At 73.3% G+C, this 14,866-nt stretch carries 16 protein-coding genes; 15 read left to right on the plus strand and 1 reads right to left on the minus strand.

Annotated elements, in window-relative coordinates:
• The first annotated feature begins 22 nt into the window (after positions 1–22).
• From AC230_RS15145 to AC230_RS15160, 4 genes are all read left to right on the plus strand, one after another.
• Entirely contained in the window at positions 23–871 is an 849-nt protein-coding gene (locus AC230_RS15145; protein WP_049716693.1) for a helix-turn-helix domain-containing protein, read from the plus strand.
• Between the two features lie 63 nt (positions 872–934).
• Positions 935–1,249, plus strand: coding sequence for a hypothetical protein (locus tag AC230_RS15150; RefSeq protein WP_157868580.1), 315 nt, complete (start codon positions 935–937; stop codon positions 1,247–1,249).
• A gap of 113 nt (positions 1,250–1,362) precedes the next feature.
• Complete coding sequence (locus AC230_RS15155; RefSeq protein WP_049716695.1) at positions 1,363–1,896, plus strand: DUF6879 family protein; 534 nt, start codon at positions 1,363–1,365, stop codon at positions 1,894–1,896.
• A 182-nt stretch (positions 1,897–2,078) separates the two neighbouring features.
• Complete coding sequence (locus tag AC230_RS15160) at positions 2,079–2,951, plus strand: trypsin-like serine peptidase (protein ID WP_049716696.1); 873 nt, start codon at positions 2,079–2,081, stop codon at positions 2,949–2,951.
• 45 nt (positions 2,952–2,996) lie between these two features.
• On the opposite strand, the gene AC230_RS15165 is transcribed toward AC230_RS15160, so the two are convergent.
• On the minus strand, positions 2,997–4,793 hold the full coding sequence (locus AC230_RS15165; protein ID WP_078871263.1) for a chitinase: 1,797 nt from the start codon (positions 4,791–4,793) through the stop codon (positions 2,997–2,999).
• Between the two features lie 198 nt (positions 4,794–4,991).
• On the opposite strand from AC230_RS15165, the gene AC230_RS15170 reads away from it, so the two are divergent.
• The 11 genes from AC230_RS15170 (at position 4,992) to AC230_RS15220 (ending at position 14,851) form a co-directional block, all read left to right on the plus strand.
• Entirely contained in the window at positions 4,992–5,828 is an 837-nt protein-coding gene (locus AC230_RS15170) for a hypothetical protein (RefSeq protein WP_049716698.1), read from the plus strand.
• Positions 5,829–5,926: 98 nt separating this feature from the next.
• Positions 5,927–6,694, plus strand: coding sequence for a Flp pilus assembly protein CpaB (gene cpaB, locus AC230_RS15175; RefSeq protein WP_049716699.1), 768 nt, complete (start codon positions 5,927–5,929; stop codon positions 6,692–6,694).
• Between the two features lie 10 nt (positions 6,695–6,704).
• On the plus strand, positions 6,705–8,399 hold the full coding sequence (locus AC230_RS15180; RefSeq protein ID WP_049716700.1) for a CpaE/TadZ family protein: 1,695 nt from the start codon (positions 6,705–6,707) through the stop codon (positions 8,397–8,399).
• 272 nt (positions 8,400–8,671) lie between these two features.
• Positions 8,672–9,133 (plus strand): TadE/TadG family type IV pilus assembly protein, encoded by a 462-nt coding sequence (locus AC230_RS33745; protein WP_049716701.1) that lies wholly within the window; start codon positions 8,672–8,674, stop codon positions 9,131–9,133.
• Positions 9,130–10,626, plus strand: a complete 1,497-nt coding sequence (locus AC230_RS15190) for a TadA family conjugal transfer-associated ATPase (RefSeq protein WP_078871307.1) — start codon at positions 9,130–9,132, stop codon at positions 10,624–10,626. Before AC230_RS33745 ends, AC230_RS15190 begins: the two co-directional genes overlap by 4 nt.
• An 88-nt stretch (positions 10,627–10,714) precedes the next feature.
• Positions 10,715–11,668, plus strand: a complete 954-nt coding sequence (locus AC230_RS15195) for a type II secretion system F family protein (protein ID WP_049716702.1) — start codon at positions 10,715–10,717, stop codon at positions 11,666–11,668.
• 15 nt (positions 11,669–11,683) lie between these two features.
• A complete protein-coding gene (locus AC230_RS15200; RefSeq protein ID WP_049716703.1) occupies positions 11,684–12,571 on the plus strand; it encodes a DUF5936 domain-containing protein in 888 nt (295 codons plus the stop codon).
• 294 nt (positions 12,572–12,865) lie between these two features.
• Entirely contained in the window at positions 12,866–13,045 is a 180-nt protein-coding gene (locus tag AC230_RS33750) for a membrane protein (protein WP_049716704.1), read from the plus strand.
• A 62-nt stretch (positions 13,046–13,107) separates the two neighbouring features.
• Positions 13,108–13,665 carry a pilus assembly protein TadG-related protein gene (locus tag AC230_RS33755; protein ID WP_049716705.1) on the plus strand — a complete coding sequence of 186 codons (558 nt, stop codon included), beginning with the start codon at positions 13,108–13,110 and terminating at the stop codon, positions 13,663–13,665.
• Positions 13,666–13,689: 24 nt separating this feature from the next.
• On the plus strand, positions 13,690–14,241 hold the full coding sequence (locus AC230_RS15215; RefSeq protein WP_049716706.1) for a hypothetical protein: 552 nt from the start codon (positions 13,690–13,692) through the stop codon (positions 14,239–14,241).
• 4 nt (positions 14,242–14,245) lie between these two features.
• Complete coding sequence (locus AC230_RS15220) at positions 14,246–14,851, plus strand: OmpA family protein (protein WP_049716707.1); 606 nt, start codon at positions 14,246–14,248, stop codon at positions 14,849–14,851.
• Positions 14,852–14,866: the final 15 nt, after the last annotated feature.

Here is a 14,866-nt window from a genome sequence, read left to right on the forward strand (position 1 = left end):
CGGACAGTCCTGGAACCAGCTCATGCCCACTTCTCCGTCCTCCAGCGTCCAGGAAGCCCGTAAGACCATCGCGGAGCGGCTGCGGGAAATCCGTCTCGACGCCGGGCTCACTGGGCGTGAGCTGGCTTTCCGGTGCGGTTGGCACCCCTCCAAGTCGTCGCGGATCGAGAACCTGAAGACGCTGCCCTCGGATGCCGACCTTCGGGCATGGTGTACCGCCTGCGGCGTGGAGGACCAGGCTGCCGATCTCATCGCCGCGTCACGGACGGCCAGTTCCATGTACATGGAGTGGCGCCGGATGCAGCGCACCGGCCTCCGCAGGCTTCAGGAGTCCTACGTCTCCCTTTACGAGCGGACCAAGCTCTTCCGCGTCTATAGCTCGCACGTCGTACCCGGGTTGCTCCAGACACCCGAATACGCCACGGCGTTGCTGACTGCCATCACGGACTTCCGGCATCTGCCCAACGACGTCGAGGAGGCCGTCACGGCCCGGATGGCACGCTCTCGGGTGATCCGCGAGGGTGACCACCGGTTCTCAATTTTGTTGGAGGAAGGCATCCTGCGATACCGGATCGGGGACGTCGCCACGATGGCTGGACAGCTCGACCACCTGCTCACGGTCATGTCCCTGCCCCGGGTTTCCCTCGGCGTCATCCCGTTCACCGCGCAGCGCCGGATGTGGACGATCGAGCCGTTCATGATTTTTGACGAGGAGCAGGCGGGCGTCGAACTCCTGACGGCCGACGTCATGCTCTCCGCCCCCAACGACACGCGCCTGTACGGGCGGGCCTTCGCCGAGCTGCAACGGCAGGCCGTCTACGGAGCCAAGGTCAGGCCGCTGATCACAGCGGCCGTCCGGTCCCTCGGATAAGTCGTGTGCAATCCCCTGCAATGCGTTGGGTGCCCGGACCCGGCGGTCTCTACCGTCCCCCCCATGACCCCGGAAACCGAAGCAGCAGCACAGCAGGCGGACGCCTTCATGGCGGGCAAGCGCAAGGCCGACGACGTCGCCTTCACGCTCGGACAGGTCCTCAAGACCATGGGACTCACCGTCGGAGACCGCGACTCCTGGCCCCAGTTGACCGGCCGCGCCTCCCTCTCCGGCGAGCCGTACGTCTACCTGGGTACGGTGCCCCTGGCCACCGCCCGGACGCTGGCGAACGCCCTGGTGTACGCCGAGTCGGCCCGTCGGGCGCGCGCATGGAGCGGCGAGGAGCAACGGCCACCGGCCTCCGGGAGGACGCCGTGAAGTGTGGCCGTTGCCCCGGCTGCCCGAGGGCAACCGTGTTAGAGGGAGAGTGGCGACGCGCACTCCGAGTGCGAGGAGTTCAAGGTTCATTCCGATCCCGAGGGAGGCGTGTGATGTCGCAGAACGACATGCCGCATTTCTCCGAACTCCTCCGTGCCGCTCGGCGCACGGCTGTCCACCTCGAAATGCGGGACAACTACGCCGTTTCCGACGAGGCGGGCGGCTTCGGTCACTTCCTGCGAACCGGTGAGGCCGACATCGACCCCGATTCGGACTTCTGGGAGGGGTGGACGTCGCTCGTGCGCGAGACAGTCGGGCGAGGTGTGGTGATGCGCCGCGCCCGGATCGTCTCGGAGCCGGTCACCGACTACATCCGGTACGAACATGCGTTGACGTCGGTCAACGTGGCGGTGGGCGAGCAGGTCCGTTGGCCGCCACGGCGCGCGGCATCGGATATCTCGCTGCCGGGCAACGACTTCTGGCTGATCGACGCCCGTGCGGTGCGCTTCGACTCGTTCACCGGCGACGGCGATTGGGGCTCGCCGCCCGATGCCGGATCGGAGGCCCCGACTGTGGTCAGGCTCCGCTCCTCCGCGTTCGAGACCGTGTGGGAGCGTGGGATCGGCCACGAGAAGTACGAGGTGTAGGCGCGGGTGGCGGCGTCGTGTGCCGCCGGCCTCAGCGATGAGAGCCCCCACCGGCCGGACAACCGCCCCCCTCCGGACGGTTCCGGCCAACTTCTCCGTCTCATGCGCCTGATCGATTGCGTTCGGTCTCATCCGTACCAACAATGCGCATGACAAATCCTGCTCGGAGAGGACCACCCCCCATGAGACGACCTCTCGTCGGCGCGCTCGCCACGCTGCTGCTCACCGGAGCCGGTACCGCGACGGCCGTCGCGGCCCCGTCCGCCCCCGCCCCGGCCCAGGCCCCCGCCAAGGCGTCCCCCGCCAAGACCCCCACCGCCAAGGCCGTCGACTTCGCCGGTACCGTCGCCCTCAGCAACTGCTCGGGCTCGCTGATACGCCTGCCCGGCTCGGCGGACGACGATCCGGCGCTGGTGCTGACCAATGGCCACTGCCTGGAGACGGGGATGCCCGGGCCGGGGGACGTGGTGGTGGATCAGCCGTCGTCCAGGACGTTCAGTCTGCTCAACTCGTCGGCGGGCAAGGCGGGGACGCTGCGGGCGAGCAAGGTGGCGTACGCGACGATGACGGACACCGACGTCACGCTGTACCAGCTCAACTCCACCTACGCGCAGATCAAGAAGAACTACCGGATCGACGCGCTCGGCCTGTCGGCCGACCGGCCTTCCGCCGGGACGGCCATCAAGGTCGTCTCGGGCTACTGGAAGAAGATCTACTCGTGCAACGTGGACGGTTTCGTCCACGAACTCCACGAGGGCGACTGGGTCTGGAAGGACTCGCTGCGCTACACGCCGTCCTGCAACACGATCGGCGGGACGTCCGGCTCCCCGGTGGTCGACGTGAACACCGGCAAGGTGGTCGCCGTCAACAACACCGGCAACGAGAGCGGTGAGCGCTGCACGGAGAACAATCCGTGCGAGGTGGACGAGAACGGCAACGTCACCGTCCGGAAGGGCATCAACTACGCGGAGCAGACGTACGGCATAGCCAAGTGCGTCGCCAAGGGCAACAAGGTCGATCTGAGTCTGCCCGGGTGTGCGCTGCCGAAGCCGTGAGGGAAGGGGGGCCCGCCGCACGGCGGGCCCCCGTTCGCCGGGCCGCTACGGCAGCGCGTGCACGTGCGGTCCCACCGCCGAGGACCACGCGTTGCCGTTCGCCGCGTCCCAGTTGGTGGACCAGGTCATCGCGCCCCGGAGGCCGGGGTACGTCCGGGCGGGCTTGAACGTCCCGCAGGACGTCCCCTTGGCGAGGCAGTCCAGCGCGTCGTTGACGACCGAGGGGGACACGTAGCCGCTGCCCGCGCCGCGCGTCGAGGCGGGCAGGCCCAGGCCGACCTGTGAGGGGTCGAGGCCGCCCTCGAGCTGGATGCAGGCGAGCGCGGTCAGGAAGTCGGCCGTGCCCTGGGAGTAGACCTTGCCGTCGCAGCCGTTCATGGAACCGCTGTTGTAGAACTGGGTGTTGACGACGGTCAGGATGTCCTTGATGTTGAGCGCCGTCCTGAAGTAGCCGGCCGACGTCGACTGCATGTCGATCGTCTGCGGCGCCATGGTGATGACGAGCCTGCTGCCCGCCTTCGCGGAGAGGGCGCGCAGGGCCTGGGTCATGTACGTCGGGTTGATCCCGTTCTCCAGGTCGACGTCGACGCCGTCGAAGCCGTACTTCTGCATGAGGGACCAGGCGCTGTCGGCGAAGTTGTTCGCGGACGCCGGGTCGTTGACGCTGATCGTGCCGCGCTCGCCGCCGACCGAGAGGACGACGGACTTGCCGGCGGCGTGCTTGGCGGCGATGTCCGCCTTGAAGCGCGCCTCGTCGTACTTCAGCGCCGGGTCGAGGGTGAAGCCGATGGCGCCGGGGGTGGTCGTGGCGTCGGCGAAGGCCACGGCGATGATGTCGTACTGGTCGGACACGTCGCTGATCTTCTGGACCGTCGCGCCGTTGTCGAAGTTCTGCCAGTAGCCGGTGACCGCGTGCTTGGGGACGGCCGGTCCGCCGCCGCCCGCCGTCGTGGTGGCGGTGATCTCCGCCGAACGCGGCGACTCGCCCGCCGCGTTGACGGCCGTCACCTGGAAGCGGTAACTCGTCGCGGGCGAGAGCCCCGTGACGGTGGCCGAGGCGCCGGCGACCTCCTGGACCTTGGCGCCGTCCTGGTAGACGCGGTAGGCGGTGGCGCCGGTGGCCGGCGTCCAGGAGAGGGCGACGGACGAGGACGTGGTGCGGCCGGCCGCGAGCCCCGAGGGCGCGGCGGGTACGGGGTCGCCCGGGTCGGTCGGGTCGCCGCCGGGGCCGGTGAGGCTGACGTCGTCGGCCGAGTAGGCGCCCTGGCCGTACCAGCCGTGCGTGTAGACCGTGACGGACCTGGTGTCGGCACCGGTGGTGAAGGACGTGGTCAGCTGCTTCCAGTCGGCGCCGGTGCCCGGACTCCACGTCGAGACGTCCGTCGTGCCGGTGCCGCTCGCGCCGAGGTAGACGTACGAGCCCTGTACCCAGGCGCTCAGCCGGTACTCCGAGTTGGGCTTGACCGCGACCGTCTGCGAGCAGCGCGCGGTGTCCTGCCCGGCGGGCGTGGCGCGGAGCGCGGCCGCACCCGTGTGGGCGGGCGACGCGGCGACGGTGCCGCTGTCGGCCGAACAGGTCCAGGGGGAAAGGCCGTTCTCGAAACCGCCGTTGCGGACGAGGTTCGGGTCGGCCGCGTGGGCGGGGGCGGTGACCGCGACGCCGCCGGCGGCGAGGGCCAGCGCGGCGAAGCTGCCGAGGAAGGCGTGTCTGGTGGTACGTGGACAGGGCCGATGCACTACTGCCTCCGGTGGGGGGTGAGTTGAACGCGTGGGTGGGGGGTATCGCTGATATCGCGGGGAAGCGGCGGCCACCGCTTGGAGCGTGAGGATGGTCCAGACCATTCCGTCCGTCAAGGGTTCGCGGTCCCGGAGGGGCCACCGCGGGAGGAACTGTTCTCACCCGCTCCATTCGTGGATACAGTGCGGAGGTTCGCGGATACAGTGCGGAGGCGGCCGGTGCCCGGCGGGGCACGGGCGCCGGGCAGTGACGGTCCACGGCCGCCGGGGTGCCCGACGGCCGGAGTGAACGGGGAATCCGACGTGCCGATTGCGATAGCGGTCACCAGCGGCGACCTGGTGCTGCCCGCGCCCGACGGCCCGGCCCCCACCGCCGCCGTCCTCCGCCCGCCGGAGGAGCAGCCGCTGGAGACCGCCGTGGCACAGGCGGGCCTGCTGCTCGACCAGTGCGGCCACCTCGTCGTCCTGTATCCGGACGTGCTGCCCGCCCCGTACGTCCAACGGCTGCACACCGTGCGCTCGTTGCTGGAGAGCGAGCGGGTCGCCCTGCTGCCCGTCGGGCTGCCCCCGCTCGCCGTCGGCGTCCTGGCCCGCCAGTTGCGCCAGCTGTCCCTCTCCGACCTCGGCCCCGGCGTCCTCGCCTCCTCCGCCCGGCTGCTCGCCCACTACGTCCACGCCGGCGCCGAACTCGCCAGCGTGGCCCGGCTGGACCGGGTGCCGGTCGGGCTCGGCCCGCACGTCGCCTCGCTCCTCCCCGGCGTCCGCTTCGGGGTCCTCGTCAACCCGGCGCCGCTCCTCTTCCGCCCCGGCGCGGACGCACTCCCCTCCGGGCCCGCCTACCCGACCCGGATGACCGTCGCCCGCGCCGGGCCCCGCCGCGACGGTGACTGGGTCACCGGCACCCTCGCCCCCGCCTGGCAGGTCCAGGGCGTCCAGGAGGTCTCCCCGCTGCCCGGCGGCTCCGCCCGCTGGTGGGGCACCCACCGTGCCGTCGAGTTCGCCGCCGCGATCCCCGACCCGTCCGTCCTCTACCAGCTCATCGCGTCCGTACGGCGCGAGGAGTGCCACTGGTGCGGGCTCGAACTCATCGGCGACCGCTGCGGGTTCTGCTCAGCCCCGGTCACGGCGGCGGCCGCGTGAACGCCGCGCGGAGACCCGGCGGGGGCGGGCGGCCCCCCGGCTGATCCCCCACCCGTCACCGACCGACCCCCGAACCGTCCCAGCGAGGTCGCCGCCCCATGAACTCACGCCAGCGACGCGGGATCATCCTCCTGCTCCTGTCGGTCCTGTGCGCCGCCGGTGCCGCCGCCGGGGTGCTCGTCGTCGTCGACGACGCCGCATCCAAGGTCGGGCCCGAGGTCACCGCCTACCGGCTCCGCGACGACGTCCCCGCCTACCGGACCCTGGACGAGGGCGCGTTCGAACGCATCGCGATGCCGAGGCGCTGGCTGCCGCCGACCGCCGTCACCGACCTCGCCGCCGTCCGCGGCAAGATCGCCGTGACCCCGCTCCGCAAGGGCTCGCTGCTCCAGAGCGACATGATCGTCGACCGGCCCGCGCTCGCCCCCGGGCAGCAGGAGATCGCCATCATGATCGACGCCGCGACGGGCGTGGCCGGGAAGATCACCCCCGGCGCCAGGGTCAACATCTACGCCACCTTCGACGGCCGGAACGCCGCCCCCGCCGGGAAGGACGGCAAGGAGCAGAACACCCCGCCCGTCTCCAAGGTCATCGTCAGCGGCGCCCAGGTCCTCGAGGTCGGGAGGCTCACCCCGCTCGACCGCCAGGACCGGCGCGCCGGGAGCGGCGCGGGCGGCGGGGGCGGCGGCGTCCGGCAGGCCGGCGAGGCCGTGCCGATCACCTTCGCCCTCGACACCAGGGACGCCCAACGCGTCGCCTACGCCGAGTCGTTCGCGACCCACGTCCGGCTGGCCCTCGTCGCCCCCGGCGGGGACACCGGCGTCAGCGGCTCCGACCGCACCTACACCCTCGACGGCGACAAATAGGGGCCGGGCCATGACGATCCGCATCCTCCCCGCCGTCGCCGACCCCGAGGCCGCGCACGCCCTCGCCTCCCTCCTGGCCCAGCTCCCCGGCGCCGAACCGCTGCGCACCGTGGGCGACTCCGCCGAACTCCTCGACGCCCTCGCCGTGCTCGGTGCGTCCTCCGCCGCCGGACTGCCCGAGGTCGTCCTCGTCCACGAGCGGCTCGGGCCGCTGCCCGCGCTCGAACTCGTCTGGGAGGTCGCCCTCCGCTTCCCCGCCACCGGCGTCGTCCTGCTCTCCGCCGACGCCGGGCCCGCGCTCTACGCCGCCGCCATGGACTGCGGCGCGCGGGGGCTCGCCGCGCTGCCGCCCTCCTACGACGAACTCGCCGCCCGCGTCCAGGCCGCCGCGCACTGGGCCGACGGGGTGCGCCGCCACCTCGGCCCGGCGGGCGGCGCCGCGGGTCCGTCCGCCGGGCCCGGCAAGGGGCGGCTCGTCGCCGTCGTCGGCGCCAAGGGCGGCGTCGGGACGACCGTCACCGCCGTCCAGCTCGCGCTGGCCGCGCGCGCCGCCGGGCGGGACGTCGCCCTCGCCGACCTCGACCTCCAGTCCGGGGACGTCGCGTCGTACCTGGACGTGCGGTTCCGGCGGTCGGTCGCGGACCTGGCGGGGATCACCGACATCTCGCCCCGTGTCCTCCAGGACGCGGTCTTCCCGCACCCCACCGGCCTCGGGCTGCTCCTCGCCCCGGCCGAGGGCGAGCGAGGCGAGGAGGTCGGCGACCTGGCCGCCCGGCAGATCACCGGCGCCCTGCGCCGCCGTTACGAGCTCGTGGTGGTGGACTGCGGGACGCAGATCACCGCCGCGGGGGCGGCCGTCATCGAGACGGCCGACCTGGCCCTGCTGGTCACCACGCCCGACGTGGTCTCCGTACGGGCCGCCAAGCGCATGGTCCGGCTCTGGGACCGGCTCCAGATCCGCAAGGCGGAGGACACCATGACCGTCGTGAACCGGCACACCCGCACCGCCGAGGTACAGCCGTCCCTCGTGGCCCGCACGACCGGCACGACGACCGCGCGGACGACCGTGCCCGCCGCGTACAAGGAGCTGCGGGCGGTGGTGGACGCCGGGCGGATCCAGGACCTCGACGCGAAGTCGGGGGTGCGGCAGGCGCTGTGGGCGCTGGCGGGGGAGCTGGGGCTGACCGGGGGGCCGGGGGGTGGTGCCGGCCGGGCGGGCGGGCACCGGGCGCTGGGGCCGGGCGGGGAGGGGCCCGGTGGCGGAGGGCGCGGCGGTCCGCCCGGTGGTCCGCCCGGTGGGGACACCGGGGCCGGCCGACTGCGGCCGGTCGCCTCCCCGTTCGCGCGCCTGCGGCGCCGGATCGGCGGCGACCGGGGACAGATCGCCGTCGAGTTCACCGGCATCGTCCCGATGATCCTCGTGGCGCTCGCCGTCGTCTGGCAGTGCGTCCTCGTCGGCTACACGTACTCGCTGGCGGGGCACGCGGCCGACCGGGGCGCCCGGGCGGGGGCGGTGGGCCGCGACTGCGCGGCGGCCGCGCGGGCCGATCTGCCGGACGAGTGGCGGGCGGGGGCGATCGACTGCGGTCCCCGGGGCGGGGTCTACCGCGCGGGCGTGCGGCTGAAGGTGCCGGTGCTCGTCCCGAACGCGGTGGACTGGCCGTGGCCGGTGGCGGGGACGGCGGGCGTGGCGCGGGAGGACTGAGAATGCCGCGGACCCTCCCCCAGAGGGGGCACCCCCATGTCACCGTTTCTTCGGGGCTCCGCCCCGGCCCCGGACCGCGCTCCCGCGCGGGAGCGGGGGCTTCGGCCCTTGGACCCTGGGCGGGGCTCCGCCCCTGCGCCTCGCCGGGGGCTGCGCCCCCTGCACCCCGGGCGGGGCTTCGCCCCTGCGCCCCACCAGGGGCTTCGCCCCCTGGACCGTCTGCGCCCCCTGGTCGCCGCTCCGCCACCCGTCCTCGGCCCCCCCTGGAGGGGGTGCGCCCGGGCGGGCCGCATCAGCCCGTCCGGCCGTACCCCCTCCAAGGGAGAGGCAGGGGCGCCCTCGCACCCCCCGCGGCCGAACGCGGCTCCGCGGCCGTCGAGTTCATCGGCTTCGTCCCGCTCCTCCTCCTCGTCGCCCTCGTCGCCGTACAACTCGGGCTCGCCGCCTTCGCGGCGCAGCAGGCGGGGACGGGCGCTCGCGCCGCCGCGCGGACGGCCACCCTGGACGAGCCGCGCACCACGCCGGCGGGCGCGGCGCGTGAGGCCATGACGGGCTGGGTGGCCGAGCGCGCGGACACGCTGGACGCGCCGGGCTGCGCCGGGGGCGGGGAGGTCACGGCGACGGTCGGGGTCAGCGTTCCCGGGATCGTCCCGGGTACGGACTTCCACGTGACGCGGCACGCGACGATGCGGTGCCCGGCGCCCCCGGCAGCGGCCCCCGGGGGCGCCCCGTGAGCCTGCGAGCCCGTATCGTCACCCCCGAATCCCCCGTCGCCGGGCGGGAGTCCGACCACCTCGTGCCGGTGTACCGGGCCAAGCTGCTGGAGGAGATCGACCTCGCCGAGATGTCGGCGCTCGCCGCCGGGGAGCGGCGCGGGCGGCTGGAGCGGGTGCTCGGGCACATCATCAGCCGGGAGGGGCCGGTCCTGTCGACGGCCGAGCGCGACCGGCTCGTACGCCGCGTCGTGGACGAGGCCCTCGGACTCGGCATCCTGGAGCCGCTGTTGGAGGACCCGACCGTCACCGAGATCATGGTGAACGGTCCCGACCACGTCTTCGTGGAACGGGCGGGCCGCGTCGAGCCCGTCCCCGTCCGGTTCGCCTCGCACGAGCAGCTGATGCAGACCATCGAGCGCATCGTCTCGACGGTCAACCGGCGGGTGGACGAGTCCCACCCGATGGTGGACGCCCGCCTCCCCAGCGGCGAACGCGTCAACGTCATCATCCCGCCCCTCGCCCTCAACGGCGCCACCCTCACCATCCGCCGCTTCCCGCGCGTCTACACCCTGCGCGAACTCATCGGCACGGGCACGCTGGACGAGCCGACGCTGATGCTCCTCGCCGCCCTGGTCCGCGCCAAGTTCAACATCGTGATCTCCGGCCCCACGGGCTCCGGCAAGACGACCCTGCTCAACGCCCTCTCGGGGCTGATCCCCGAGGGGGAGCGGATCATCACCGTCGAGGACGCGGCCGAACTCCAGCTCCAGCAGGGGCACGTGATCCGGCTGGAGGCGCGGCCCCCCAACGTCGAGGGCAAGGGCCGCATCACGATCCGGGACCTGGTCCGCAACTCCCTGCGCATGCGCCCCGACCGCATCATCGTCGGCGAGGTGCGCGGCGGCGAGACCCTCGACATGCTCCAGGCGATGTCGACCGGGCACGACGGCTCGCTGGCCACCGTCCACGCCAACTCCGCCGAGGACGCCCTGATGCGCATGCGCACCCTCGCGTCGATGTCCGAGGTGAAGATCCCGTACGAGGCGCTGCGCGACCAGATCGACAGCGCGGTGGACTGCGTCGTCCAGCTCACCCGGGGGCCGGACGGCTCACGGCGGATCACGGAGGTGGCGCTGCTGGACCCGGGGGGCGGTGCGCCCGCGTACGGCACGTCGGCGCACAGCCCGTCGGCGAATGGCGCGCCCGCGTACGGCACCTCCGCGTACGGCACCTCCGCGTCCGGCGCCGAGTACCGGCTCGTCCCCGTCGTCCGGTTCGACGCCCAGCCCATGGGCCCGGACCGGGTCGTCCGCGGGACGTTCGCGCACCTGCCCCTCCCGGCGAGGGCGGTCGAGCGGCTGCGGCTGGCGAACGAGCCGGTGCCGCAGGCGTTCGCGGGGCCGTTCCCGGCGGCGGCCCACCCCGCCGCACAGGAGGCCGCCGTACCCGCCGTACGACCGGCGGGAGGCCGGCACGCGGCCCCCGCCCGGGGACAGGACGAGCCCACGTGACGACAGCCATGTGACGACAGCCCACGTGACCGAAGCCCACCTGACGACAGCCGCGTGACAACCCGAACGCAGCGAGGCGACCGGACCCATGGACCAACCCGCACTCCTCACCCTCGGCCTCACCCTCCTCGGCGGCGCCCTGGCCGTCGCCGGCGTACGGAGCTGGCTGGCCGGCCGGCAGCAGCACGCCGCCCTGGTGGACCGCCTCACCGGCCCCGGTGACGCCGGGGGCGGGCCCGGGGGAGGGGGCGCCCGCCCCCGCCCCTTCGCACGCTTCGACCGGCGCCTGCGCCGCACCCGCCCCGGCCGCCGCCTGGAGCGCCGCATCGCCTCGACCGGACTCGCCGTCACGCCGGGCGACTTCGCCCTGTGGACGCTGGCGGCGGCCGCCGTCCTGTGGCTGGTGGCGGCCTTCGCCCTCGCCCCGTTCTTCGGGCCGATCGCGGCCGTCGTGGCCGTCTGGGCGGCGGCCGCCTTCCTGGGCCGGCAACGCCGCAAGCGGATCGAGAAGTTCATCAACCAGCTCCCCGAACTCTCCCGCATCCTCGCCAACGCCACCCAGGCCGGACTCGCCCTGCGCACCGCGCTGGGCATGGCCGCCGAGGAGATGGACGCCCCGGCGGGCGAGGAACTGGCCGCCGTCGCCGACCGGCTGGCCGTCGGCCACTCCGTCGAGGACGCCCTGGGCGAGCTCGCCGAACGCCTTCCCTCCCGCGAACTCGTCGTCCTCGTCACGACCCTGGTGCTCTCCAACCGGGCCGGCGGCTCCGTCGTGCGCTCGCTGCGCAACCTCACCGAGACGCTGGAGGAGCGGAAGGAGACGCGGCGCGAGGTGCGTACCCAGCTGTCGCAGGTGACCGCCACGGCGTACGTCGTCCCGCTGATGGGGATCGGCACCCTCTTCCTCATGGACCGCATCGCGCCCGGTTCGATCGACCGGATGACCGGGACGGTGACGGGTCAACTGGCCGTCGTCGGCGCGTTCGTGCTCTACGGCATCGGCTTCTTCCTCATCCGGCGCATGTCGCGCATCGACGTCTGAGGCGGTGCTCACCGAATGGGACTGCTGCTCGCGCTGCTGGCCGCCGTGTCCGTCGCCGGCGTCTGCTACGGCGCCGCCCTCTGCCGGGGCGGGGCCAAGGTGCCGCCCGACCTGGCGGTCGCCCTGGAGGTCGGGGCCACCCGCGCCTCCGCCGTCGGCTCGGCGGTCGACCGGCTCGGCATGCGCTGGGCCCCGCTCGTCCTGCGCCTCATGGGCGAGCGGCGCGTCGCGCGCGTCCGCACCCGCATCGACCGCGCCGGGAACCCCGGCGGCCTCACCGTGGACCGCTACGCGGCCCGCCGGGCGGTCTACGGCGCGCTGGGCTTCGGCGGCGCGCTGGTGATGGTGGCGAAGGGACAGTGGCTGGTGGCCGCGCTGCTCGTCGCCTTCGGGCTGTTCTGGATCGAGGTCGGCATCTGGGCGGCGGTGCGCGAGCGGCGCGTCGCGATCGAGCGCACGCTCCCCGACTTCCTCGACGTCCTCGCCGTCGTCGTGAGCGCCGGGCTGAGCTTCCGGCAGGCCCTCGACCGGGTCGCGGAGCGCTACGAGGGGCCGTGGGCGGACGAACTGCGCATCGCCCTGCGCCAGATGGACATGGGCGTCAGCCGCCGCGAGGCGTTCGACGGCCTGCGCCGGCGCAACGACTCCGAGCAGGTCGCGCAGTTCGTCTCCGCCCTCCAGCAGGGCGAGGAGCTCGGCTCGCCGATCGTCGACACCCTCATGGACCTCGCCAACGACATGCGCCGTACCGACGCGCAGAACGCGCGCCGCCGCGCCGCCCGCGCGGTGCCCAAGGCGACCGTCATCATCACGACGTTCATAGTCCCGGGAACGCTGGCGCTGATGGTGGCCGGCTTCTTCCTCGGCTCGGCCGTGGACTTCGGGACGGTGACGGGACGGTGAGCGAACGCGGCGCGGCGAAGCGCGAGTTGTGTGAAGACTCTTCGCTTCTGCAACCGGCTGTGGGACAGTCGTCGACCGGAGGCGGCTCCTCGACCCGCGGGACGGAGGTGCGACGAGTGCGACGGCTGATGCGCGAGGTATTCCAACCTCCGTGCGACGGGGGAGAAGTGAGGCCTGCGCACTGTTCCGCGCCTGCCGTTTGGGCGTACGTTTCCCGTGCGAGGAGTGACCGTGCGCGTACGGCGGCTCACCCGCAGAACGGCAAACGACCGGCCGCCCGCGGAAGGGAAGAGGATGGGGAAGCGTTTCCGGGCACGAGGCTTCCGGAACCGGCTGCTCGACCGGGGGCAGACCTCGGTGGAGTACCTGGGCATCATCGCGGTGGTGGTGGCGATCGTGCTGGTGCTGACGACGACGGACTTCGGGACGGTGATCGCGAAGGCGATCATGGATCAGATCCACAAGATCACCTGATCCCGCGCGGACCCCTGTCCGGGGCCCCGCGGGACGCCGGGCAGGCGTTCCCCGTCTACGTCGTGGCCGTCGCGGGCCTGCTGTTCGTCGCGCTCGCGGTCTTCGCCGTGGGCATGGCCGGGGCGTCGAAGAACGGCGCGCAGTCCGCGGCCGACGCGTCCGCCCTCGCGGCCGCGCAGAGCTACCGCGACCAGGCGTTCGCCGGCTTCCTGCGGGACGTACGGACCGCCGACGCGGGGCGCCGCTGGCTCATGGGCCTCGGTGACGCGCCCGCCTCGGCCTGCGCGGACGCGGACCGGCTCGCGGGCCGCAACGACGCCGAAGTGGCGGGCGGGGGCTGCCGGTTCACCGCGGGGCCGGGGGCCGCCACCGCGTTCGACGTGACGGTGCGCGCGCGGAAGAGCGTCGGGACGTCCGTCGTACCGGGCACCGCGCACCTCCACGCGGAGGCGTCGGCCAGGGCCCTCCTCGCACCGCGCTGCCGGCCGGAACCGGGAGCCGGCCCCCTCCGCCTCCTGTGCGACGAGGGCCGGGAACTCCGCGTCGATCCGGACCACATCGATCCCCTCCTCGAGGCCAAGGACCTGTTCGCCGTCCGCCTTGCCGCCACCGACCAGTGACCGACGAGCGAAGGAATGCGATCAATGAGCGCAGGGCACCGGAGATTCGCGGCCATGGCCCTCCTGGTCCCGCTGGCCGCGGCGGCGGCCGGATGCGGCGGCGAGGGCGGGGACAAGGACGACGGGGGCGGGGGCACCGGCGGTTCGAAGCCGGTCGCGGCCTCCGGGGACTCCTCCTCCGGCGGGACCCTCGCGGAGATGAAGGGGCCCAACGACGTCGTGGTGACGATTCGTTCCGCCGTCCGTGACGGCGGGGGCTTCGTCACCGTCCAGGGGACGGTCACCAACCACGGCAGAGCCGTCTTCGACGCGCTCGAATGGCGGTCCAAGGAGACGAGCGTGAAGTCGCGGTCCGCGATATCGGGGGCCTCGCTCGTCGACGACCGCAGCAAGAAGCGCTACCTCGTGCTGCGCGACACGGACGGCGAATGCCTGTGCACCACGGGACTCACGAACATCAAACCCGATGAATCCCGGCCGCTCTTCGCCCAGTTCCCCGCTCCGCCCCCCGACGTCTCCGCCGTCGATCTCCAGATCCCCACCATGCCCTCCGTCCGCATCAAGCTGTCGGGGTGACCCGGTGAGGACCCGCCCGACGCTCGCCGCCCTGGTCCTCGTCGCGGCCCTCGCCGCGTCCGCCCCGCCGCCCGCGTACGCCTCCGGCCCCGGCGGCCCGGCCGACACCGCCCCGCCCGTCCGCCTCGACCCCACCGCCCCCGGCCTCAGGCTGCGCAAGGGCGCTCGGCTCGCCCCCGGGCGCGTCCTCGACGTCAAGTCCGTCGTGGAGACGGGCAGCGACGGCGGGGAACGCCGCGAGGACACCAACGTGGACGTGACCTTCGCCCTCCAGACCGAGATCCTCTTCGAGAAGGACAGCTCCGAGCTGGGCAAGGCCGCCGACCGGCGCATCGCCGTGATCGCCGCCGAGGCGAGGAGGCAACGGGCGACCACCGTCCGCGTCTTCGGCTTCACCGACAACCTCGGCTCCGCCGACCACGGCATCGCCCTCTCCAAGGACCGCGCCAACGCCGTCCAGCGCCGCCTCGCCCACGAGCTCGGCTCCTCCGCGATCACCTACCAGATCCGGGGCTACGGCGAGGAGTACGCCATCGCCGACAACTCCACGGAGGACGGCCGCCGCAAGAACCGCAGGGTTGAGGTCAGCTTCCCCCGTGGCCGATCATGATCGCGCCCATCGGCC

It is taken from the genome of Streptomyces caatingaensis, from assembly GCF_001187435.1.
GTDB lineage: Bacteria > Actinomycetota > Actinomycetes > Streptomycetales > Streptomycetaceae > Streptomyces > Streptomyces caatingaensis.

Coding starts and splice junctions, on each gene's coding strand:
- cpaB (WP_049716699.1), top strand. CDS start 5,927: ATGAACTCACGCCAGCGACGCGGGATCATCCTCCTGCTCCTGTCGGTC.
- AC230_RS33750 (WP_049716704.1), top strand. CDS start 12,866: ATGGGGAAGCGTTTCCGGGCACGAGGCTTCCGGAACCGGCTGCTCGAC.
- AC230_RS15165 (WP_078871263.1), bottom strand. CDS start 4,793: ATGGTCTGGACCATCCTCACGCTCCAAGCGGTGGCCGCCGCTTCCCCG.
- AC230_RS15180 (WP_049716700.1), top strand. CDS start 6,705: ATGACGATCCGCATCCTCCCCGCCGTCGCCGACCCCGAGGCCGCGCAC.
- AC230_RS15215 (WP_049716706.1), top strand. CDS start 13,690: ATGAGCGCAGGGCACCGGAGATTCGCGGCCATGGCCCTCCTGGTCCCG.
- AC230_RS15155 (WP_049716695.1), top strand. CDS start 1,363: ATGTCGCAGAACGACATGCCGCATTTCTCCGAACTCCTCCGTGCCGCT.
- AC230_RS15195 (WP_049716702.1), top strand. CDS start 10,715: ATGGACCAACCCGCACTCCTCACCCTCGGCCTCACCCTCCTCGGCGGC.
- AC230_RS15200 (WP_049716703.1), top strand. CDS start 11,684: ATGGGACTGCTGCTCGCGCTGCTGGCCGCCGTGTCCGTCGCCGGCGTC.
- AC230_RS15150 (WP_157868580.1), top strand. CDS start 935: ATGACCCCGGAAACCGAAGCAGCAGCACAGCAGGCGGACGCCTTCATG.
- AC230_RS15160 (WP_049716696.1), top strand. CDS start 2,079: ATGAGACGACCTCTCGTCGGCGCGCTCGCCACGCTGCTGCTCACCGGA.
- AC230_RS15145 (WP_049716693.1), top strand. CDS start 23: ATGCCCACTTCTCCGTCCTCCAGCGTCCAGGAAGCCCGTAAGACCATC.